19 protein-coding genes are annotated in these 21591 nt (G+C 69.8%); 7 read left to right on the top strand and 12 right to left on the bottom strand.

Annotated elements, in window-relative coordinates:
• Positions 1 to 720: 720 nt before the first annotated feature.
• The 6 genes from scpB to pyrG all read right to left on the bottom strand — a co-directional run bounded on the left by scpB (position 721) and on the right by pyrG (position 6435).
• Positions 721 to 1281 (bottom strand): SMC-Scp complex subunit ScpB, encoded by a 561-nt coding sequence (gene scpB / locus ABT340_RS03805; RefSeq protein ID WP_352009099.1) that lies wholly within the window; start codon positions 1279 to 1281, stop codon positions 721 to 723.
• On the bottom strand, positions 1271 to 2098 hold the full coding sequence (locus ABT340_RS03800; protein ID WP_352009098.1) for a segregation and condensation protein A: 828 nt from the start codon (positions 2096 to 2098) through the stop codon (positions 1271 to 1273). The genes scpB and ABT340_RS03800 overlap by 11 nt, the downstream gene beginning before the upstream one ends.
• A gap of 49 nt (positions 2099 to 2147) precedes the next feature.
• Positions 2148 to 3089, bottom strand: a complete 942-nt coding sequence (locus ABT340_RS03795; RefSeq protein WP_352009097.1) for a ParA family protein — start codon at positions 3087 to 3089, stop codon at positions 2148 to 2150.
• A 99-nt stretch (positions 3090 to 3188) separates the two neighbouring features.
• Complete coding sequence (locus tag ABT340_RS03790) at positions 3189 to 4130, bottom strand: site-specific tyrosine recombinase XerD (protein WP_352009096.1); 942 nt, start codon at positions 4128 to 4130, stop codon at positions 3189 to 3191.
• A complete protein-coding gene (locus ABT340_RS03785) occupies positions 4127 to 4768 on the bottom strand; it encodes an NUDIX domain-containing protein (RefSeq protein ID WP_352009095.1) in 642 nt (213 codons plus the stop codon). The genes ABT340_RS03790 and ABT340_RS03785 overlap by 4 nt, the downstream gene beginning before the upstream one ends.
• Positions 4765 to 6435, bottom strand: a complete 1671-nt coding sequence (gene pyrG, locus ABT340_RS03780; protein WP_352009094.1) for a CTP synthase — start codon at positions 6433 to 6435, stop codon at positions 4765 to 4767. Before pyrG ends, ABT340_RS03785 begins: the two co-directional genes overlap by 4 nt.
• A 156-nt stretch (positions 6436 to 6591) precedes the next feature.
• On the opposite strand from pyrG, the gene ABT340_RS03775 reads away from it, so the two are divergent.
• The 4 genes from ABT340_RS03775 (at position 6592) to ABT340_RS03760 (ending at position 10175) form a co-directional block, all read left to right on the top strand.
• On the top strand, positions 6592 to 7317 hold the full coding sequence (locus ABT340_RS03775) for an acyltransferase (RefSeq protein WP_352009093.1): 726 nt from the start codon (positions 6592 to 6594) through the stop codon (positions 7315 to 7317).
• A gap of 218 nt (positions 7318 to 7535) precedes the next feature.
• Positions 7536 to 8693, top strand: a complete 1158-nt coding sequence (locus ABT340_RS03770) for a ScyD/ScyE family protein (RefSeq protein WP_352009092.1) — start codon at positions 7536 to 7538, stop codon at positions 8691 to 8693.
• 134 nt (positions 8694 to 8827) lie between these two features.
• A complete protein-coding gene (locus ABT340_RS03765) occupies positions 8828 to 9418 on the top strand; it encodes a DUF4126 domain-containing protein (RefSeq protein ID WP_352009091.1) in 591 nt (196 codons plus the stop codon).
• A gap of 130 nt (positions 9419 to 9548) precedes the next feature.
• On the top strand, positions 9549 to 10175 hold the full coding sequence (locus ABT340_RS03760) for a hypothetical protein (protein ID WP_352009090.1): 627 nt from the start codon (positions 9549 to 9551) through the stop codon (positions 10173 to 10175).
• Positions 10176 to 10234: 59 nt separating this feature from the next.
• On the opposite strand, the gene uvrB is transcribed toward ABT340_RS03760, so the two are convergent.
• Positions 10235 to 12346, bottom strand: a complete 2112-nt coding sequence (uvrB, locus tag ABT340_RS03755) for an excinuclease ABC subunit UvrB (RefSeq protein WP_352009089.1) — start codon at positions 12344 to 12346, stop codon at positions 10235 to 10237.
• A 188-nt stretch (positions 12347 to 12534) separates the two neighbouring features.
• Here uvrB and ABT340_RS03750 point away from each other — a divergent pair, with 188 nt between their 5' ends.
• From ABT340_RS03750 to ABT340_RS03740, 3 genes are read left to right on the top strand one after another with little or no spacing between them, the layout of a single operon-like run.
• Entirely contained in the window at positions 12535 to 14178 is a 1644-nt protein-coding gene (locus tag ABT340_RS03750) for an SPFH domain-containing protein (protein WP_352009088.1), read from the top strand.
• Positions 14179 to 14180: 2 nt separating this feature from the next.
• Entirely contained in the window at positions 14181 to 15443 is a 1263-nt protein-coding gene (locus tag ABT340_RS03745; RefSeq protein ID WP_352009087.1) for an SPFH domain-containing protein, read from the top strand.
• Positions 15444 to 15469: 26 nt separating this feature from the next.
• A complete protein-coding gene (locus ABT340_RS03740) occupies positions 15470 to 16243 on the top strand; it encodes a sporulation protein (RefSeq protein ID WP_352009086.1) in 774 nt (257 codons plus the stop codon).
• Between the two features lie 102 nt (positions 16244 to 16345).
• Here ABT340_RS03740 and ABT340_RS03735 read toward each other — a convergent pair whose 3' ends face one another.
• The 5 genes from ABT340_RS03735 to ABT340_RS03715 all read right to left on the bottom strand — a co-directional run bounded on the left by ABT340_RS03735 (position 16346) and on the right by ABT340_RS03715 (position 21491).
• Positions 16346 to 17215 (bottom strand): PIG-L family deacetylase, encoded by an 870-nt coding sequence (locus tag ABT340_RS03735; protein ID WP_352009085.1) that lies wholly within the window; start codon positions 17213 to 17215, stop codon positions 16346 to 16348.
• 193 nt (positions 17216 to 17408) lie between these two features.
• A complete protein-coding gene (coaE, locus tag ABT340_RS03730; RefSeq protein ID WP_352009084.1) occupies positions 17409 to 18008 on the bottom strand; it encodes a dephospho-CoA kinase in 600 nt (199 codons plus the stop codon).
• 20 nt (positions 18009 to 18028) lie between these two features.
• Positions 18029 to 18478 carry a GNAT family N-acetyltransferase gene (locus ABT340_RS03725; RefSeq protein WP_352009464.1) on the bottom strand — a complete coding sequence of 150 codons (450 nt, stop codon included), beginning with the start codon at positions 18476 to 18478 and terminating at the stop codon, positions 18029 to 18031.
• Between the two features lie 165 nt (positions 18479 to 18643).
• Entirely contained in the window at positions 18644 to 20125 is a 1482-nt protein-coding gene (gene rpsA / locus ABT340_RS03720) for a 30S ribosomal protein S1 (RefSeq protein ID WP_352009083.1), read from the bottom strand.
• 217 nt (positions 20126 to 20342) lie between these two features.
• Positions 20343 to 21491 (bottom strand): polysaccharide deacetylase family protein, encoded by a 1149-nt coding sequence (locus tag ABT340_RS03715; protein WP_352009082.1) that lies wholly within the window; start codon positions 21489 to 21491, stop codon positions 20343 to 20345.
• Positions 21492 to 21591: the final 100 nt, after the last annotated feature.

Genomic DNA, 21591 nt, shown 5'->3' with positions numbered 1-21591 from the left:
TCTCCCTCGGACCGCCCTCCGGCCTGCCGTACCGGCCGCGCGAGCCGCCGCGCTCGTCGGAGAACCCACCACGGTCATCGCGACGGGGACCCTCAGAACGGAACCCACCCCGATCGTCACGACGCGGACCCTCAGAACGGAACCCACCCCGATCGTCACGACGCGGACCCTCAGAACGGAACCCACCACGGTCTTCAGAGCGGAAACCGCCCCGGTCATCACGACGCGGACCCTCAGAACGGAACCCACCCCGGTCCTCGGAACGGAAACCGCCCCGGTCATCACGACGCGGACCCTCAGAACGGAACCCACCACGGTCCTCGGAACGGAACCCACCCCGGTCATCACGACGAGGGGAATCCTGCCGGAAACCGCCCTCCGGCCTGCCGTACCGGCCGCGTGAGCCGCCGCGCTCGTCGGACTGGAACCCGCCGCGTGACCCGCCGCGCTCCGCGCGGAAGCCGCCACGGTCCTCGGAGCGGAAGCCACCCCGATCATCGCGACGCGGGCCCTCGGAACGGAACCCGCCGCGATCGGCGCGGAAACCACCGCGATCGTCGCTCCGGGGACCGCCACGGGAGGCGCCTCGGGAGGCGTCCGGGCGGAAACCGCCCTGCGATCCGCCTCTGGAGTCGCCGCTCCCGCGGTAGCCGCCACCGCGCGGGGCGCCGCCACGGCCTCGACCGCGTCCATCACCGGACGGGGTACCACGCCTGCTGTTCACTGCTTCTGCTCCTCTAGGTTTTCCACGTCGTCTGGCAGGAAGGGCGCGAGTTCCGGAAGCTCTTCGAGCTCCCGCAGGCCCATCCGCTCAAGGAAATATGAAGTCGTCCGGTAGAGCAACGCCTGCCCCTCCGGATCGGTGCCGGCCTCCTCGACCAGCCCCCTGGCCACCAGCGTGCGCATGACGCCGTCGCTGTTGACCCCTCGGATGGCCGCCACCCTGGCCCGGCTGACCGGCTGGCGGTAGGCGACCACGGCCAGCGTCTCAAGCGCCGCCTGGGTGAGCCGCGCCTGCTGGCCGTCACGGACGAACCGTTCGACAAGGGCCGCGCATCCGGCCCGCGTGTAGAACCGCCAGCCGCCCGCGACCTCTCTCAGGTCAAAACCCCGGCCCTGGGCCGTGTATTCCGCCGCCAGCGCCCGAAGCGCGGCGGAGATCTCGGGAACGGGCCGTTCCAGCGCCTGGGCGAGGATCGTCTCGGCGACCGGCTCGTCGACCACGAGCAGGATCGCCTCAAGCCCGGCGCGCAGGCCGGGGCCGGACGCCTCATCGGTCATCGGAGGGCTCCTTACCCGCGCTCGCGTCGTAGTCGTCGGCGACGGTCACATCACCGTCGTCACTGCCGGTCCAGGTCACATGCAGCTCGCCGAGGGGCTCGACCTGCTCGAAGGAGACCGCCGCCTCCCGGTAGAGCTCCAGGACGGCCAGGAAACGAGCGACAACCTCGAAGGTGCCCGTGCAGTCGGAGGTGAGAGCGCGGAAGGTCGCCCGGCGCATGCGCCGCAGCCGCTGGACAAGGATAGCCGCCTGTTCGCGGACATTGGCGAGCGGTTGGTAGATGTGGGCGACGGAGACCGCGGGGGGAACCCTGGGTGCGAAGGCGCGCCGGGCCAGCTCCGCCAGCCGTTCTGGGCCGACGCCGAGGACCAGCGTGGGCAGCAGGTTGGCGAACCTCGCCTCCATCGGCACGATCCTGGGGAAGCGCAGGGCCTCCTCCGCCATCCGGGAGGAGAAGACCTTCACGACCTCCTTGTAGGCGCGGTACTGCAGGAGGCGGGCGAACAGCAGGTCCCTGGCCTCAAGGAGCGCGAGGTCCTCCTCGTCGTCGACCTCTCCCGAGGGCAGCAGCCTCGCCGCCTTGAGGTCGAGCAGGGTCGCGGCCACGAGGAGGAAGTGGCTCGTCTGGTCGAGGTCCCATTCGGGGCCCCTGGCCCGGATGTGGGCGATGAACTCGTCGGTGACCTTGCTGAGCGAGACCTCGGTGATGTCCAGCTTGTGCTTGGAGATCAGGCCGAGCAGCAGGTCGAAGGGACCCTCGAAGACCTCCAGGTGCACTCTGAAGGTGTCGTCGGCCGTCTGTGCCTGCTCGGTCATCCCGTCATTGTCCCGCACCGGGACCCCGGTCACCGCGGGTGAGGGGTGGTTACTCGGCGTTCCACCTGGCGAGGACCTCGCGGGCCAGCTCCCGGTAGGCGCTCGCGCCGAGTGAGGAGGGGTCGAAGCTGGTGATGGGCTCTCCGGCGACCGTGGCGTCGGGGAAGCGGACCGTCCGGTTGATCACCGTGTGGTAGACCTTCTCGTCGAACGCCTCGACCACCCGGGCGAGCACCTCACGGCCGTGCAGGGTGCGCGCGTCGTACATGGTGGCGAGCAGGCCCTCGATGACCAGGTCCTCGTTGATGCGCTGCTGGACCTTGATGATGGTGTCCATCAGCAGCGCGACACCACGCAGGGCGAAGAACTCGCACTCCAGCGGCACCATGACGCCGTGCGCGCAGGCCAGCGCGTTGATCGTGAGCAGACCCAGGGACGGCTGGCAGTCGATCAGGCAGACGTCGTACTCGGGCAGCAGGGGCTTGATCACCCTGCCGAGCACCTGCTCGCGGGCGACCTCGGTGACGAGCTGGACCTCGGCCGCCGACAGGTCGATGTTGCTCGGCAGCAGGTCCATGCCCTCGACGCCGGTCTCCATCAGCACGTCCCTGGCGGTGATCTGCGGCTCCATGAGGAGGTTGTAGACCGTCAGATCGAGCTGGTGGGGGTTGATGCCGAGGCCGACGGACAGGGCGCCCTGCGGGTCGAAGTCGACCAGCAGCACCCTCAGCCCTGCCTCGGCCAGCGCCGCGCCCAGGTTGATGGTCGTGGTCGTCTTGCCGACGCCGCCCTTCTGGTTGACCATGGCCACGACGCGCGCCGGTCCGTGCACCGTACGAGGGGATGGGTCGGGGAACACCGGGCGAGGCCGCCCGGTGGGGCCGAGAACGCCCCCGCTCCGGGGGGTGCCGGTGGTCTTGGTGTCCCCCCATGGATTCTCGGGGTTTCCAGGGGCCGTCCCCCGGCCAGAACCGTCGGTGGTCACAGTCACCAGTCGAACCTCCCTGACGGCCTCGAACCGGACCGTCCGGACGGACACTATGGCGTCAACACGTATGCGGCAAGGCGGCACGCCCGGACACGACAAAGGTCAATGCCGCACGCGCGGATGCGCGGCGGCACAGGCCTCACGGAGTTTGTCGACCGTGACCAGGGTGTACACCTGGGTGGTGGTCACCGAGGCGTGGCCGAGTAGTTCCTGAACCACCCTAACGTCCGCGCCCCCGTCCAGGAGGTGTGTTGCGAACGAATGTCGCAAGATATGGGGGGAGATTCCCGCCAGCCCTCCGCGTTCGGCCGCCGCCTGCAGCACCTCCCAGGCCCCCTGCCGGGTGAGCCTTCCGCCTCTGGCGTTGAGGAAGAGCCCCGAACCACCCCTGCCGTGGGCGGCGATGCCGGGACGGGCGCGGGTGAGGTAGACCCTGAGCGCCTCCCTGGCGAAACGGCCGAGTGGCACCAAACGGGAGTGTCCGCCCTTGCCCCGCAGCCTCACCCGCTGGCTGGCCGGGCTCAGGTCGACGTCCTCGACCGCGAGCCCGACCGCCTCGGAGATGCGGGCGCCCGTGCCGTACAGCAGTTCGAGCAGCGCCCGGTTGCGCATCGTGAGCGGCGCCCCCTCCGGACCCGAGGCCGCGATCAGACGCTCGACCTCGTCCACGCTGATCGCCTTGGGCAGGCGCCTGAGCTGGCGCGGCGGACGCACCCTGCGGGTGGGGTCGTGGTCGCAGACGCCCTGACGCAGGGCGAAGCGGTGCAGACCCCGCACCGAGGAGACCGCGCGCGCCGTCGAGCTGTCCACGAGCGCCCGATGCTCCTCGTCTCCCTCCCGCAGCGCGGTGAGGAAGGCGGCGACGTCGGCCTCCGCGACCTCGCCGAAGGTGGCGCGGCCGCGGTTCCTCAGGTGTTCCAGGTATCGAAGGAGGTCACGACGGTAGGAGGCCAGGGTGTTGGCCGCCAGGCCCCGCTCCACCGCCAGGTGGGCGAGGTAGCTGGCCAGGACGACCTCCGTCTCGCTCAGGGCTCCTCCTGTCATGCCTCCGGTGCGTCGGCGGGCCGCAGCGAGGCGAAAGCATCCGCCGAAGCGGCGTATGCGGCGAGAATACCGGCCACGGCTTGGGAATTGTGGATCATTCCCGCCAGGGCACGGCGAACCGCGTCTGACAGGGGGATCCAGACCACCGGCATGTCGGACTCCTCGTGTCGTCCGACGAAGTCGAACTCCCCCTCGGGGATGAGGCTGAGGTCTCTGGCCAGGAAGATCCTGGTCCGCTCCCCCGTCATCCCGGGCGAGGTGAAGGCGTCGACCAGGGTGTGCCAGGTCCGTGCCCGGTAGCCCGCCTCCTCTGCCAGCTCCCTGGCTGCCGCCTCCTGCAGCGGCTCGTCCTCGACGTCCCGCAGGCCCGCGGGCAGTTCCCACAGCAGGTGCCCGGCCGCGTGGCGGTACTGCCTGAGCAGCAGCACACGGTCCTGGTCGTCGAGCGCGACCACCGCGACGGAGCCGGGGTGGAGCGCGTAGTCACGGTTGACGACCTCTCCGTCCGGCATGACCACGGCGTCGGTCACCACGGTGATGACGCGCCCGCTGAAGTGCCTGACCGAGGAGACGACCTTCCACTCCTCGGGGACGTCCACGACGTCCCCGGCGTTCAGGGCCTTGACGGTGTCGCTCACTTGCTCCTGCCCGCCTTGGCCGCGGTGCCGCGGATGTCGGCGTAGGTCAGGGCCGCCCCGATCAAACCCTTGAACAGGGGGTGCGGGCGGGTGGGGCGGGAACGGAACTCGGGGTGCGCCTGGGTGCCGATGAAGAACGGGTGCACGTCGACGGGAAGCTCGGCGTACTCCACGAGACGGCCGTCCGGCGAGAGCCCGGAGAAGACCATGCCGATCTTCTCAAGCTGCTCGCGGTAGGAGTTGTTGACCTCGTAGCGGTGCCGGTGGCGCTCCTCGACCTTGGCCATGCCGTACAGCTGGCGGGCCAGGGAGCCCTCGGAGAGTTTGGCGGGGTACAGGCCGAGGCGCATGGTGCCGCCCATGTCGCGCTCGCCGGAGACGACGTCCTCCTGGTCGGCCATGGTCGAGATGACCGGGTGGGTGGTCTCGGGGTCGAACTCGGTGCTGCCCGCGTCCTCGACGCCCGCAAGGTTGCGGGCGGCCTCGATGACCATGCACTGCATGCCCAGGCAGATGCCGAGCAGCGGGATCTTGGTCTCTCTCGCGTGCCGTACGGCGCCCAGCTTGCCCTCGATGCCGCGCACACCGAATCCGCCGGGGATCAGCACACCGTCGACGCCGTCGAGCTCACGGGCCGCGCCCTCGGGGGTCTCGCAGTCGTCGCTCTTGACCCAGCGGATGTTGACGCGGGCGTCGTTGGCGAAGCCGCCCGCGCGCAGCGCCTCGGTGACCGACAGGTAGGCGTCGGGCAGGTCGATGTACTTGCCGACGAGGGCGATCGTGACCTCCTTCGCCGGGCGGTGCACCCGGCGAAGGAGCTGCTCCCACTCCTTCCAGTCGACGTCGCGGAAGGGCAGGCCGAGGCGGCGCACCACGTAGGCGTCCAGGCCCTCGGAGTGCAGCACCCTGGGGATGTCGTAGATGCTCGACGCGTCGACGGCGGAGACGACCGCGTCCTCGTCGACGTCGCACATGAGGCTGATCTTGCGCTTGAGGGAGTTGGTGATCGGCCGGTCGGAGCGGCACACGATCGCGTCGGGCTGGATGCCGATGCTGCGCAGCGCGGCGACCGAGTGCTGCGTCGGCTTGGTCTTCAGCTCGCCGCTCGGCCCGATGTACGGCAGCAGCGACACGTGCAGGAAGAAGACGTTGTCCCGGCCCACCTCGTGGCGGACCTGGCGGACCGCCTCAAGGAAGGGCAGCGACTCGATGTCGCCGACGGTGCCGCCGACCTCGGTGATGACCACGTCGACGTCGGGGCCCGCCATGGCCCGGATGCGGTCCTTGATCTCGTTGGTGATGTGCGGAATGACCTGGACGGTGTCGCCGAGGTACTCGCCACGGCGTTCCTTGGCGATGACGTTGGAGTAGACCTGGCCGGTGGTGACGTTGGCGGAGCCGTGCAGCTCGGTGTCGAGGAAGCGCTCGTAGTGGCCGACGTCGAGGTCGGTCTCGGCTCCGTCGTCGGTCACGAAGACCTCGCCGTGCTGGAACGGGTTCATCGTCCCGGGGTCCACGTTGAGGTAGGGGTCGAGCTTCTGCATGGTGACCCGCAGGCCCCGCAGCTTCAGGAGGCGGCCGAGGCTGGAGGCCGTCAGTCCCTTGCCGAGGCTGGAGGCGACGCCGCCGGTGACGAACAGATGCTTGGTGTGTGCGGCGCTGCGCAAGGAGTCTCCCGTGGTCGTCATAGATCAGTCGGCGCGTCCTGCTGACGGCCTACATGTCCACGGGCTCTCAGAATATCAAACGGTTCCCGTGATCGGCCCGTACATCCCCTGACCCGCATTTCGCCGTCATATGACCTGACGGTACCTTGGGCCGCTATGTCACTTCGTGGTGTGGTACGGCGTGCCATGGGCAGCCTTGTGCACCGTGTCTGGTCCGCGGTCCGCACCGTGGGCGCGGTGAGCGCCACCAGCCCCGCGGGCTACCGCTTCCGCCGCATCGGCGAGGGCGCGTGCCTCGCCTTCCCCATGGGGGCCGTCTTCGGCGAGGCCTGGATCGAGATCGGCGCCCACACCCTGGTCGGCGAGCGGGTGTCGATCTCCGCGGGCATGGGCCCCGGCGTCGACCTCGGCCCCGTCTCGATCGTGCGGATCGGCGAGAGCTGCTCGATCGGCAGGGGCAGCCACATCGTGGGACACCAGTCGATCGACATCGGCGACCATGTCTTCACCGGCCCCTACGTGTACATCACCGACCAGAACCACGTCTACGACGACCCGGAGACGCCGATCGGCCGTCAGTGGCCGCGCAACAACCCGGTGGTCATCGGTTCGGGCTCCTGGCTCGGCACCGGCGCGATCATCCTGCCGGGGACCAGGATCGGCAGGCAGTGCGTGGTCGCGGGCGGCGCCGTGGTCCGCGGCGAGTTCCCCGACCACAGCGTGATCGCCGGGGTGCCCGCCCGGGTCGTGCGCCACCACGTGCCGGGGCGGGGATGGTTGCCGCCCCACCTGGACGGCACCTCGGCCGGCCGTGCCGGGACCGTGGCCGCGGACCGGGCCCTCGGCGCGTCGGCCGCGCCGGCGGGCTCGACACCGCCGTGACCCCCGCGCCCGGGGCCGGTCCGTCGGCCGTCGGCTGAGAGGCGCCTGCGGGGTCGTCCGCCGGGAGGCGGAGGGACGGTCACCCGCCCGGGGGAAATCGCCGCACAGCAGGGTGGATTGTGGCGTTTTTTCCTTGTGAGCGACCCGAAGAAGCTCGTAGCTTTCCGGGTGTTCGCCCCGGCTTGACGGATATGGCGGGGATCGTGGAGGGGATTGCGTTGAGCGGAGTTCGTATCGGCCGCAGGCTGCTCGCTGCTGCCACAGGAGGAGTCGCGGCACTGGCCGTGACGGCCGGTCCGGTGACGGCGGCACGGGCGGACGGCGGCGCGCCCGAGGTCGTCGCCAAGGGCCTCGACAGCCCGCGCGGCATCTCCTTCGGTCCCGACGGTGCCCTCTACATCGCCGAGTCCGGTCACGGCGGCAAGGTCAAGTGCGCCATGACCCCCGCCAAGAAGGGGGAGAAGGCGGAGAAGATGTGCTTCGGCCTGACCGGGCGGATCAGCGTCCTGAAGGACGGCAAGACCTCCGTGCTGGTCGGCGGCCTGCCCTCGGCTGCCAGCGGCCCGTTCGCCCTCGGCCCGCACGACGTGGCGTTCACCCCCAAGGGCGACCTGCTGGTGACCGTCGGTTTCTCCGGCGACACCGCCTTCCGTGCCAAGCTCGGCCCCAAGGCCAGGACCCTGGGCACGCTGCTGACCCTCTCCACCAAGGGCAGGCGGCTGTCCTTCGCCGACCTGGCCGCCCACGAGACCAGGCACAACCCGGACCGCAAGGACAAGGGCAGCGCCGTGGACTCCTACCCGTTCGGCCTCGCCCCGCTGCCCGGCGGCGGCGCGCTGGTCACCGACACCGGCGGCAACTCCGTGCTGCGGGTCGACCGCAAGGGCAGGGTCAGCACCGAGGCGGTCCTGCACGCCAGGTCCGTCGCCGCTCCCCCGGCGCTCAAGATGCCCAAGGGCAGCAAGATTCCGATGCAGTCGGTGCCGATGGGCATCGCCAAGGGCCCCGACGGCGCCTACTACGTCGCCGAGCACGGCGGATTCCCCAACCCCGAGGGGGCGGCCCGGGTCCTCCGTCTCAAGGACGGCAAGGTCACCACCGCCGCACGCGGCTTCACCACGGTCGCCGACGTGACCTTCGACGCCAAGGGGCGGCTGATCGTCCTGGGGTCCGCCGGACCGCTTCCCGCCAACGGCATGAGCAAGACCACCGTCTACCGCGTCGAGGGTGACGGCACCCGTACCGAGCTTCTCAAGCCCGGCACGCTGACCACCCCCCTCGGCGTGGCCGTAGGCCCCGACGGCGCCGTCTATGTGGCCGACAAGGCCATGGCGCCCGGCAAGGGCGAAATCCTCCGGATCCCCGTTTCGGAGTAGCCCGCGGGAACAGGCGGGGGCGTGTCCATCACGGACACGCCCCCGCCGCCGTTTCGCCCGGCACCGGAACCCGGCGGGATCCACCGGTGTCCCGAGGACGTTGAATGGGAGGACCGAGACACCACGGAGGCACGATGCTCGCGGCACTGACAGGCCTTGGACTCTCCACCGCGGCGGGGCTGAACGCCTACATACCGCTGCTGGTCGTCGGCCTGCTCGCCAACCTCACCGACCAGGTGCGGCTGCAGCCGGAGTTCGCCTGGCTGGCCAACGGCTGGGTGCTCGCGATCGTCGGCGTGCTGCTGGTCGCCGAGTTCGTCCTTGACAAGGTCCCGGTGGTCGACAGCGTCAACGACATGATCCAGACCGTGATCCGCCCGCTGTCCGGCGGCGTGGTCTTCAGCGCGACCGAGGCCGCGGCCCGGCTCGACGGCTCCGACTGGATGACCCACAACCCCTGGGCCGGCTGGGTGCTCGGCATCGGCGTCGCGCTCGCGGTGCACGTGATGAAGGCGACCGCCAGACCGGTGGTCAACGCCACGACCGCCGGGGTGGGGGCACCGGTGGTGAGCACGATGGAGGACGTGGGGTCTCTCGCCATGGCCCTGGTCGCGATCTTCCTCCCGGTCCTGGTCGTGATCGCGGTTGCCGTGCTCGCGGTGTTCGCCTGGTGGACCGTCCGCCGCCTACGGCGCCGCCGCGCCCTGCGGCGAAGTCCCGTCTGAACCCCGGCGCCCCGAGGCGGACACCGGCGGGGTGCACGGCGGGGTCCCGTCGGGCCCCTCGCACGTCGCGAACCCCCGTGTGCACGGACAGGCGGGCTATGCTCGAAACACCTGTTTCCCCCGCCGGGAGGTGATCAAGATCACCACTTTCCTCACCATCGTGCTGGTGCTCATGGTGCTGTTCCTTCTCGCCGGAGGTGTGGGCGTCTACCTCCTGGTCAAGCTCGGCAAGAAGGCCACGAAGAAGGCCAGGAAGGTGACCGAGCGGGTGGCCTCCCAGGTGGCGGCGATGGACCCGGGCCAGGCCGGTGAGACCGAGCGGATGCGCCTGGACCTGCGCAAGGAGGTCTCCCTGACCCGGCAGGCCGTCGACCAGGCGCTCCAGGCCGGATGGGGACTGGGTGACCTGCCGCGGCTGGTGGCCGAGATCGGCGTGCACGCCGACCAGCTGGACGGCCAGCTCGCGCTCTACGCCCGGCACAGCCGGAACTCCGCCTACGTCGACCACGCCGCCCTCGGCCGTCTGCGCGAGCACCACGCCAAGCTGACCACCTCGTGCGCCAGAATCCGGGCGGACCTGCTCAACGACCAGATGACGCACTCCGCGAACGGCATCGACGACATCCGGGACCGGACCGACCTGGAGATCGAGGCACGCCGCCGCGCTCCCGACCCCCTGGACGAGATCGACGAGCTCTACCGGCGCACCGCGGTGCCCCGTTTCCCCGACGACGAGCGCCGCTCAGACCACCGCTGAGAGGCTCCGCCGAGGCGGGCGGGGCCGTACGGCACCCGCCCGGGTTCCGGCGGGCCGGGTCAGGAGACCCCCGCCTCGCGCATGTCGCGGACCTCGCGCTTGAGCTCCTTGATCTCGTCACGCAGCCTGGCGGCCACCTCGAACTGCAGGTCCGCCGCCGCCTGGTGCATCTGCTCGGTGAGCGACTCGACCAGGGCCTCAAGCTGCGCCCTGGGCATCTCCCCCGCGATCGCCCTGGCGTGCTGACCGGCCTGCTTGACCGCGAAGCCGGGGACCGGGGCCTTGCCGCGCGACTGCTGACGGCCGCTGCCCCCGAGGAGCTGGGCGGTGTCGGCGTCCTCCCGGTTGAGGGAGTCGAGGATGTCGGCGATCTTCTTGCGGAGCGGCTGGGGGTCGATGCCGTTGGCCTCGTTGTAGGCCGTCTGCTTGGCCCGGCGCCGGTTGGTCTCCTCGATCGCCCGCTCCATGGAGGGGGTGATCCGGTCGGCGTACATGTGGACCTGGCCGGAGACGTTACGGGCCGCGCGGCCGATGGTCTGGATCAGCGAGGTCTCCGAGCGCAGGAAGCCCTCCTTGTCGGCGTCGAGGATGGCCACCAGGGAGACCTCCGGCAGGTCCAGGCCCTCACGGAGCAGGTTGATGCCGACCAGCACGTCGTACTCGCCCAGCCGCAGCTCGCGCAGCAGCTCGATGCGGCGCAGCGTGTCGACCTCGCTGTGCAGGTAACGGACCCTGATGCCCAGTTCGAGCAGGTAGTCGGTGAGGTCCTCCGACATCTTCTTGGTCAGCGTGGTGACCAGGACGCGCTCGTCCTTCTCCGCGCGGGTCCTGATCTCGTGGACCAGGTCGTCGATCTGCGACTTCGTGGGTTTGACGACCACCTCGGGGTCGACCAGGCCGGTCGGCCTGATCACCTGCTCGACGACGTCGCCGCCGGAGCGGCCCAGCTCGTAGGAGCCGGGCGTCGCCGAGAGGTAGACCGTCTGGTCGATCCGCTCCAGGAACTCCTCCCACTTCAGCGGGCGGTTGTCCAGGGCGGAGGGCAGCCGGAAGCCGTGCTCGACGAGCGTGCGCTTACGGGAGGCGTCCCCCTCGTACATCGCGCCGATCTGCGGGACCGTCTGGTGCGACTCGTCCAGCACCAGCAGGAAGTCCTCGGGGAAGTAGTCGAGCAGGGTGTTCGGCGCGCTACCCGGGGATCGGCCGTCCATGTGCCGCGAGTAGTTCTCGATGCCGGAGCAGGTGCCGATCTGGCGCATCATCTCCAGGTCGTAGGTGGTGCGCATGCGCAGCCGCTGGGCCTCAAGGAGCTTGCCCTGGCGCTCCATCCGCTGCAGGCTCTCTGCCAGCTCGGCCTCGATGTCCCGCACGGCCCGTTCCATCCGCTCGGGGCCCGCCACGTAGTGGGAGGCGGGGAAGATGTAGAGCTCCTCGTCCTCGGTGATCACCTCACCGGTCAGCGGGTGCATGGTGGACAGCTTCTCGATCTCGTCACCGAACATCTCGATCCGTACGGCGAGCTCCTCGTACTTCGGGATGATCTCGATCGTGTCGCCCCGCACCCGGAAGGTGCCGCGGGTGAAGGCCAGGTCGTTGCGGGTGTAGTGCATGTCGACCAGGCGCCGCAGCAGCGTGTCGCGCTCGATCTCCTGACCGACCTTCAGGGCGGTCATCCGGTCGACGTACTCCTGGGGGGTGCCCAGGCCGTAGATGCACGAGACCGAGGCGACCACGACCGTGTCGCGGCGGGTCAGCAGCGAGTTGGTCGCGGAGTGGCGCAGCCGCTCGACCTCCTCGTTGATGGAGGAGTCCTTCTCGATGTAGGTGTCGCTCTGCGGGACGTACGCCTCCGGCTGGTAGTAGTCGTAGTAGGAGACGAAGTACTCGACCGCGTTGTTGGGCAGCATCCCCCGCAGCTCGTTGGCGAACTGCGCGGCGAGCGTCTTGTTCGGCTGGATGACCAGGGTCGGCCGCTGCAGCCGCTCGATCAGCCAGGCGACCGTGGCCGTCTTGCCCGTGCCCGTCGCGCCCAACAGGACGGTGTCCTTGTCACCCGCCCTCACCCGCCGCTCAAGCTCGGCGATCGCGGCCGGCTGGTCGCCGGAGGGGGTCATGTCGGTGACGACCTCGAAGGGGGCCACCTTGCGCTGCAAATCTGTTACCGGCCTCACCTCACCCACTGTAGGACGCCCCACCGACATTCCCGTCCCCTCTCCGGGAGCCCCGTAGAACACGGCGTTCAGCACCCGTTCAATCGGCTGTCAAGCCATCCGCAAGCCACATGTTCTTTACTGGCATCCCTGCAGGCAATCACAAAGCGTGATATATCGGGCTTTCGGACAAGACCCACGGAGGTGTGATGTCGCGGCCAAAAGAGGCCATCCAGGCGGCGGTCGCGGCCGCCCAGGCGTACGGCCAGGGCGGAGACCTGCGCCAGATCGCCGGGCAGGTCGCAGGCCAGCTCACCGGTCAGGTGACGGGACAGGCAGGGGAACAGGGCTTCACGCTCAACCCCACCGACTTCCTCGCCGCGCGTGAGCAGGGCGCGTCCGTCGGCACGCTGATCGAAGCCCGCAGCGCCTCGCTGAACGAGGCCGGGGAGATCGTCAACCGCAGCTTCAGCGGCAGCGGCCAGAACGGCGAGGCGGTCCACGTGATCTCCCCCGTGGTGATCCCCAAGAGCACCACGGCACGGGTCGTCATCCCTCTGGTCGTCCTGGCGGGGCTCGGCCTGGTCGGCCTGATCGCCAACGGCCTGCCCGAGGGCGCGCGGGTGCTGTTCGGCCCGCACTACTGGGCCGTCCTGGTGCTGGCCGCGGCGTTCCTGTGGTGGCGGCGCAGCGTCGTCATGGTCCCCGAGGGCTGCAAGGCGCTGATCACCAAGTTCGGCAAGCTCGTCCAGATCGCCGAACCCGGGCGGGTGACGCTGCTCAACCCGTGGAAGCGGGTCAGCTACATCGTCAACACCACCCGTGAGTACCCCTTCAACGCCCCCATCCGCGAGGCCCCGACCCAGCAGGGCGTCAAGGCGAGCGTCGACCTCTTCCTGCAGTTCCGGATCGAGGACCCGGCCGAGTTCATCTTCGTCCTCGGCTCGGTCGGCGGCTTCCAGGCCAAGCTGCAGAACGCGATCAGCGAGGTGACCCGCTCCCTCATCTACGCCCAGCGCGCCGAGGACATCTACGACCTGGTCGGCGAGAGCACCCTGGGCATGCTGGACAGCCTCAACCAGCAGTTCCTGCCCGCCGTACGGCTCACCGACGTGAACATCACCCACGCCGAGCCCTCCAGCCAGGAGTACCGGATGGACCTGGCGGCGCCGGAGATGATCAGGGTCGCCAAGGAGGCCTACACCTACGAGTACGAGCTGCAGCTGCGCAAGGAGCAGAACGAGGGCGACCTGGTCAAGGAGCTCGCCGGGCTGCAGGAGCAGCTCTCGGCCATCCACGCGGAGATCGCGGGCTACCAGGCCCGGATGGACACCGCTCTGGAACGCGCCTCGAACCAGGCCAAGGCCCAGGCGGGCCAGCGGCTGGTCGAGGCCGAGTCGACGGCGAAGGCCAACGCGGCGCTGCTTGAGGCCCAGGCACTGGACATCAGGGCGCTGAGCGCGGCGCAGGCGCCGGAGATCCTGGACCACCGCTTCCAGCAGGACCTGCTCGACAGGCTCGAATCCGTCGCCGCCCACCTGCCCCGCGTGGTGCAGGTCGGTGAGACGACGGACATCGACCTGCTCGCCCTGGCCGGGCAGCTCGTCGGCGGCGGGGAGGCCCGGCTGTTCTCCGAGGCGGACACCGCCGCGATCCGGGCGCGGATCACCGAGATCAGCCGCCGTGTCGAGGACCGCGAGGCCGAGATCACCGCCCTGCTCAGCCAGGACGCGGGCCAGGAGACCGGTCAGGGCGCCGACCAGGGCGCCGGCCGGGAAACCGCCCAGGTCACCGATGGGGAGCCCGCGCACGCCCCGCACGCCGTACCGCCCGCCGCGCAGGAAGACGCCTGAAGATGAGCAGAGAGTTCTCCAAGATCAAGGAATCGCTGGCCTCCTGGTCGGAGATCCGCCAGCTGCTGCGCGGCGGCGAGTCCGGCCAGATCGTCCCGGTCGTGATCCCCAAGGACCGCAGGGGTTTCGCCTGGGTCGCGCTGCTGATGTTCGCGCTCTACCTCGTGGGCACCGCTCTGCTCGGCGGTGGCGGCGTCCTGTCCGCCCTGGCCGCCGTGGGCGCGGTGTTCTTCCTGCTGACCGCCCTGGTCTGGCTGTGGCGCAGGGCCATCGTCGAGATCGAGGAGGGCACGACCGGCGTGCGCAGCCGGTGGGGGGCGATCGTCGGCACCCTGCCCCCCGGCCGTCACTACCTGTGGCTGCCCTGGGACCGGGTCGACGCGGTCGTGGACACCTCGACCGAGATCCCCTACTCGGCGCCGATCGCGGCCTGCCCGACGGCGGAGAACGTGCCGCTGAAGTCGATCGAGTTCTTCCTGAAGTTCCGCATCGTCGATCCGGTCGCCTTCGTCAGGACGATCGGGGCGGGCAACTTCGACCTCGTGCTCAGCAGCGCCGTACAGGACGCCATCCGCCAGCGCAGCCGCAGGGTCCACACCGAGCGGGCCTACGACCTGCGCGGCTCCGACGTGGGAGACATGCAGGAGCTGCTGACCCGCCAGCTCGGCAGGTACGGCGTGCGCATCACCGGCGCGAACATCCCCGACGTGCAGCTGCCCGACCAGTACCAGCAGCACCTGGCGACCCGGGAGAAGGTCGCCAAGGAGCTGTCGGCCTTCGAGCGTGAGTGGGAGCTGACCCGCAAGCGCCGCATCGACACCCTGCTCATGGAGATCGAGCGGGCCAAGAAGACCAGGGACGCCCGTATCGTCGAGGTCAGGGCCGCGGCCAACACCGCCCGCAAGGACGTCGCCCGCATGCTGGAGGAGCACGAGACGCAGGCCCAGCGGGTGCGCTGGGAGATCGAGGCCAGGGGCAGGGCCGAGCTGACCTCGGCGGAGAACGAGGCCAAGGGGCTGCGCAGGCTCGCCGACTCCTACCGTGACAACCGCGCCGTGCTCCAGTACGAGCTGGCCCGCCGCCGTCTCGACGTGGGCGCCAAGCTCGCCGAGAACGCCCCCCGCCCGATCGTCGTGCGCACCGGCGGCGCCTCAGGCGAGACCTCTCCGCTGGCCACCCTGCTCCTCGCCCAGCTCCTGCCGCAGCTCAGCGCGGACGGCGGCGCGGGGAACGGCCAGGCCAAACCGTCCGTTGAACCCAACTGAAACATCTCAACCCCGGGAGTCCCCCAATGGTGTTCCGTAAACTCATGGCCGCCTTCGGCGCCGGCGTCGAGGTCGACACGGTGCTGCTGAACTCCAACGTCCGCCCCGGCGAGACCCTGCGCGGACAGGTCAACTTCCGCGGCGGCGGCTCCGACTACCGGGTGGAGGGCATCTTCATCGACTTCACCGCGGTCGTCGAGGTCGAAAGCGGCGACAACGAGTACAAGACCACCTACAGCTTCCTGCGCCAGCAGATCACCGGTTCCTTCCACCTGGCCGCGGGAGCGCCGCAGTCGGCCCCGTTCGAGATCCCCGTCCCGTGGGAGACCCCGATCAGCGCCATCGGCGGCCACCCGCTGCGCGGCATGCAGCTCGGTGTCTCCACCGAGCTGTCCCTGGCCGGGGCGCTGGACAAGGGCGACCTCGACGCGCTGTTCGTCAACCCGCTGCCCGCCCAGGACCACGTGCTCGGCGCGCTCGACAACATGGGCTTCCGCTTCAAGAAGGCCGACCTGGAGCGCGGCACGCTGCACGGCTCCCGGATGCCGTTCTTCCAGGAGATCGAGTACTACGTCGGCCCCGAGTACTCCCGGCACTTCAGCGAGCTCGAACTGACCTTCATCGCGGGCCCGCGGGCGGTGGACGTCATCCTGGAGGCCGACAAGCGCGGCGGCTTCCTGACCTCGAGTCACGACACCTACAACCGGTTCACGGTCCACTACGACGACCACCCCGGCCAGGTGGAGCAGTCGCTGCGCGCGGGCCTGCACTCGATGGCCCAGCGCCGCGGCTGGTTCTGACCCGCCTTTCACGGCTGCGCCCCGGCGGCCGCCTCCCGCCGACCGGGGCCGCTCCCCCGCCCCCACGCCCCCCGGGCGCGCCACCCCTCGCCGTGACGTCCCTCACGGCGAGGCCGCGCCGGGGCCGCGGTACATCCGCTGCAGCCAGGCGTCATAGCGGCGGCCCGAGCCCGCCCGGTAGTCGTGTCCCCGGTAGACGGCGAAGGCCTCGCGCTTGATCTCGTGTTCGGCGGGGGTGAGGTTGGGGGGCAGGGGCAGCGTGGTGTAGCCCCGGTAGACGACCACCCTGACGCCCGGCGGGGCGGCCGCCGCCGCGAACCTCGCGGCGGCGATGTGGTCGGGGTGGTCGGCGACGCCCGGCGGCGGGTCCGGATCGAGGGTGTTCAGCACCGAAGGCCGGAAGACCCGCATCAGCCCGCGGAGCGCCTCCAGGACGTCGGAGCGGGACAGGCAGACGGAGGGCCTGGTGAAGGGGCGCACGCAGCTCAGGTCCTCTGAGGCGGCCCACAGGCGGCTCAGGGCGCTCCTTCCGCCGTCCGCCCTGGGGTCGCCGCCGTCGGGCAGTCCGGCGAAGACGAGCCGGACCTGTGGCCGGTCCGCCAGCGTGTCCACCTCGGCCCGGATCCTGCCCACGGTCATCAGGTTCCGCCGCCACCGGTCACGAACCCCGGCGGCCCAGGCGTAGGCGGCCCTGACCCCCCGCTGCCTGTCGATGCTGTACCGCCTGGGCGGGTGCCCGTCGCCGACCCCCGCCGTCCCCTCCCCCGCGGTGAGATAGACGGTGACGGTGCTCGCGCCACGCGCGAGCAGCCTCAGCAGGTCGGGGCTCATGAAGAGCAGGTCGTCGTCCGGATGGGCGGCGATCTGGAGGTGGAGGCCCTCGGGCGTCCCGCCGGGCATCAGGCTTCCCGGCCCGGGCAGGCCGGGGCTCGGCGACAGCAACGGCGCGAGGAGAAGAACGACGGCCGTCACGGCCGCCATGATCCCGCCCACACCTCGAACGCCCCGCACGTCGCCCCCCGCCGCCGATGAAAGTAACTCGACGGTAGAGGAGCGGATCCCCCGGCCACCTGAGCCGATTGGACGATTTACGGTAAGGCGTCCTCATCCAAGAGGATCGTCCTTTCTCGTCCCATAGGCGGAGCCCAGCCGTACGCCCTCGCGCTCAGGCCTTCGCGCGTGCGGCCAGATCGGCCCACAGAGCCTCCACCCGGGCCTCCAGCTCCTCCAGGGACCCCTCGTTGGGCACCACGACGTCGGCGGCCCTCAGCCGCTCCTCACGGCTCGCCTGGGCGGCGATCCTGGCCCTGACGTCGGCCTCGGTCATGCCGCGCAGCGTCAGCAGCCGTCCGGCGCGCGTCTCGTCGGCCGCGTCGACGACCACGACCACGTCGTACATCGGGACGAGGTTGTTCTCGACCAGCAGCGGCACGTCGTAGACGACGATGGCGTCCTCGTCCGCCTGGCTCTGCAGCTCGGCGACGCGCTCCCCGACCAGCGGGTGCACGACGGCGTTGAGGGAGGCCAGTTTCTCGGAGTCGGCGAAGACGATCGAGCCGAGCCGTCCCCGGTCGAGCGAGCCGTCCTCGCGCAGGACGTCCGGCCCGAAGATCGCGACGATCCGTTCCAGCCCCTCGGTTCCCGGCTCGACCACCTCACGGGCGATCATGTCGGCGTCGATCACCATGGCGCCCCTGGCGGCCAGACGCCGTGACACCTCGCTCTTGCCGGAACCGATCCCTCCGGTGAGCCCCACCTTCAACATGGTCCGCAGAATACGCGCCGCTACCGCTGCCTGCGCAGGTGGACCAGGGTCAGGTGGTCGCTCATCCGCTCCCGGTGGGTCTCACGGTAGCCGCGCCGGCGGTAGAGCCGCAGGTTGCCCTCCGACAGGTGCCCGGTGAACAGGTCGAACGCCAGGGCGGAGCCCATCTCCCCGTGAAGGGCGTCCAGCAGGGCGCCGCCGACACCCCCGCCCTGCAGGTCGGGCGCGACCACCAGGCGGCCGACCAGGCAGGTGGTGCCGGACATCTGCCCGCGAACCGCCCCGGCGATCCGTCCGTCCCGCCTGGCGACGAGCACGACACCGGTCCGTATCGCCCGCTCGACCTGCTCGGCGGACTCGACCAGAGGCGGGATGAACGGATCGCCGTAGAGCTGGGCCTCGCTCACGTACGCGGCCCGCTGGACCGTGAGGATCTCTCCCGCGTCCGCGGGGGCCGCCCGCCCGATCATGGTCACCCGCCAACCCTAGCGTGACCGGCGACGGGTGAACCCGGCCCCCGGCACCGGACAGGCCGGGAGCGCGCCCCGGGCGGACCGGCGGGAACGAAAAAGGGCCCCGCCTGAGCGGGGCCCTTCCTCGGATCTTCAGATCGCCACATCAACCACTGGAAGAGGTCAGCTCTGACCGCCCGCGAGCTTCTCCCGCAGGGCGGCGAGAGCCTCGTCGGAGGCAAGAGCGCCCGCCGCCGGAGCGGAGGAGCTCGAACCGGAGGCCGGGGTCTCGCCCGAGTAGGAGGTGGGGGCTGCCTCGCCCGCCTCCGCCTCGGCCTTGCGGGCCTCCTCGATCTGACGCTTGTGCGCCTCGAAGCGGGTCTGGGCCTCGGCGTACTGCCGCTCCCACTCCTCGCGCTGGCGGTCGAAGCCCTCAAGCCACTCGCCGGTCTCGGAGTCGAAGCCCTCGGGGTAGATGTAGTTGCCCGAGTCGTCGTAGGTCGCCGCCATGCCGTACAGCGTGGGGTCGAACTCGACGTCGGCGCCCAGCGCGCTCTCGTTGGCCTGCTTGAGCGACAGCGAGATCCTGCGGCGGTCGAGGTCGATGTCGATGATCTTCACGAAGATCTCGTCGCCGACCTGGACGACCTGCTCGGGGATCTCGACGTGGCGCTCGGCCAGCTCGGAGATGTGGACCAGGCCCTCGATGCCCTCCTCGACGCGGACGAACGCGCCGAACGGCACCAGCTTGGTGACGCGGCCCGGCACGACCTGGCCGATCTGGTGGGTGCGGGCGAACTGCTGCCAGGGGTCCTCCTGCGTCGCCTTGAGCGACAGCGAGACCCGCTCGCGCTCCATGTCGACGTCGAGAACCTCGACGGTGACCTCCTGGCCGACCTCGACGACCTCGGAGGGGTGGTCGATGTGCTTCCAGGACAGCTCGGAGACGTGAACCAGTCCGTCGACGCCACCGAGGTCCACGAAGGCACCGAAGTTGACGATCGAGGACACGACGCCCTTGCGGACCTGGCCCTTCTGGAGGGTGTTGAGGAACGTCTGGCGAACCTCGGACTGGGTCTGCTCCAGCCAGGCACGGCGGGACAGGACCACGTTGTTGCGGTTCTTGTCCAGCTCGATGATCTTGGCCTCGAGCTCACGGCCCACGTAGGGCTGCAGGTCGCGGACCCGGCGCATCTCGACCAGCGAGGCGGGAAGGAAGCCGCGCAGACCGATGTCGAGGATCAGGCCGCCCTTGACGACCTCGATGACGGTGCCGGTGACGATGCCGTCCTCGTCCTTGATCTTCTCGATCGTGCCCCAGGCGCGCTCGTACTGGGCGCGCTTCTTGGACAGGATGAGACGGCCTTCCTTGTCCTCCTTCTGGAGGACAAGGGCCTCGACGTGCTCGCCAACCTCGACGACGTCCGCCGGGTCGACATCATGCTTGATCGAGAGCTCACGCGAGGGGATGACGCCCTCGGTCTTGTAGCCGATGTCGAGCAAAACTTCGTCTCGATCGACCTTGACGACGGTGCCCTCGACGATGTCGCCGTCGTTGAAGTACTTGATGGTCAGGTCGATCGCTGCGAGGAACTCTTCCTCGGAGCCGATGTCGTTGACCGCTACCTGCGGGGTGCTCGAGGTGGCCTCAGTGCTGCTCGTCATGTGTGGAATTGCTCCGAACGCGGACAGATGTCGATGTGGCGAACACGCGGCAGGCCTCTTATCGTTCAGCCGGGAATCCACCGGCCTGATCGAGCGCGAGCCCACTCGGTCCGAGACACACGCGAGCCCACAGCGCAGCGATCAGCATATGAGAACAGACGAGCCTGGTCAATCCGGTAGCACGACACACCGATGACAAAGCCATGGCTCAACGCCGTCAGTAGGCATTGATCCGCTGCTTCCACTGCGGGCTGATATTACCCCGAAGTTCCCGTGGAACGGAGATGCGTTCGGGATCCCCGTCGGCCGTGTACCGCTTGCCCGGGTGCTTGTTGAGCCACTCCAGCCAGTACTGCGAGCACCACTTACGGCATTCGCCCTTCTTGCCGTTGCTCTGGACCCGCTGGATCGCCCGCCAGTCGTAGTCCTTGGTGAACGGAGAGACCGACGGCTGCGCGCCGGCCAGGAAGACGCCCTTGAAGGCGAAGGAGGTGCCGTCCCACTTGCCCTTCTGGACGGTCGACCGTTTGCGCGGCATGGCGCCGAACGGCAGCGCCAGCGTGTCCGGGGTGCCCGCGCCGTACTTGGCCAGCATCCGCTGGACGCGGACGAGCTGCTCGGCGACCCGCTTCTTCGACAGGCCCGGCAGGTAGGGGTGGTCCCAGGTGTGGTTGGCCACCTCGAAGCCGCGCGAGGCCAGCCACCGCACCGCGTTCTCCTGGGCGCGCGCGTCCCGCAGCCCGAAGGGCTGATGATTTACCCAAAATGTCGCGACAGGCCGAAAATCTGGGTACTTCTTGGCCACCTGATAGATGATTCCGACCGCGGTGTCCTTGAGCGGCACGCCCGCCTTGTCGAGCGCGAAGTGGCTCGGGTGACCGTCGTCGAAGGTCAGCACGACCGGGTGCTTGCCCGCCGGAACACGGATGTCGCCGGTGACGAACTCGTGCGCGGTGATCGGCACGTAGCCGTCCCTGGCCAGCCGCTCCATCTCCTGGCGCACCTGGGCGGGGGTCCTGTCGATGGAGGCCAGCCGCTTCTTCTGGATGCGGTGGTACATCAGCACCGGGACCACTCCGGCCTCGTTGGCCTTGACCTGCCGGGCGAACTCCGGCGAGGCCACCACCGGCGGCGGCAGCTCCGCGGAGGGCAGCGTGACCGCGGGCGAGGGGCCGGGCGACGGCGGCGGGGAGGGGGTCTGGGCGGGCGGTGTCACCGGCGGTGTGCTGAGCGGCGTCGCCGTACCCGCCAGTGAGACGGAGGTCGGCGCCGCGTCGGGGCGCACCAGGAGCACCACCACCGCGGTGATCACAACCACCACGTTGGCGAGCATGATGATCTGCGTCAGTGGCGCTGAACTCCGCACAAAACTCCCGTACCCATCGAGATCTCGACTGGATTACCACCCTAGAACAGACTCGGGCAGGCCGGGCAAACAACCAATGATCTACCTGGTCACCACTGGG

It is taken from the genome of Streptosporangium sp. NPDC000239 (assembly GCF_040300765.1).
Taxonomy (GTDB): domain Bacteria; phylum Actinomycetota; class Actinomycetes; order Streptosporangiales; family Streptosporangiaceae; genus Streptosporangium.
Note: the sequence above shows the minus strand (reverse complement) of the source record. Positions and strands in the feature narration are given on the sequence as shown.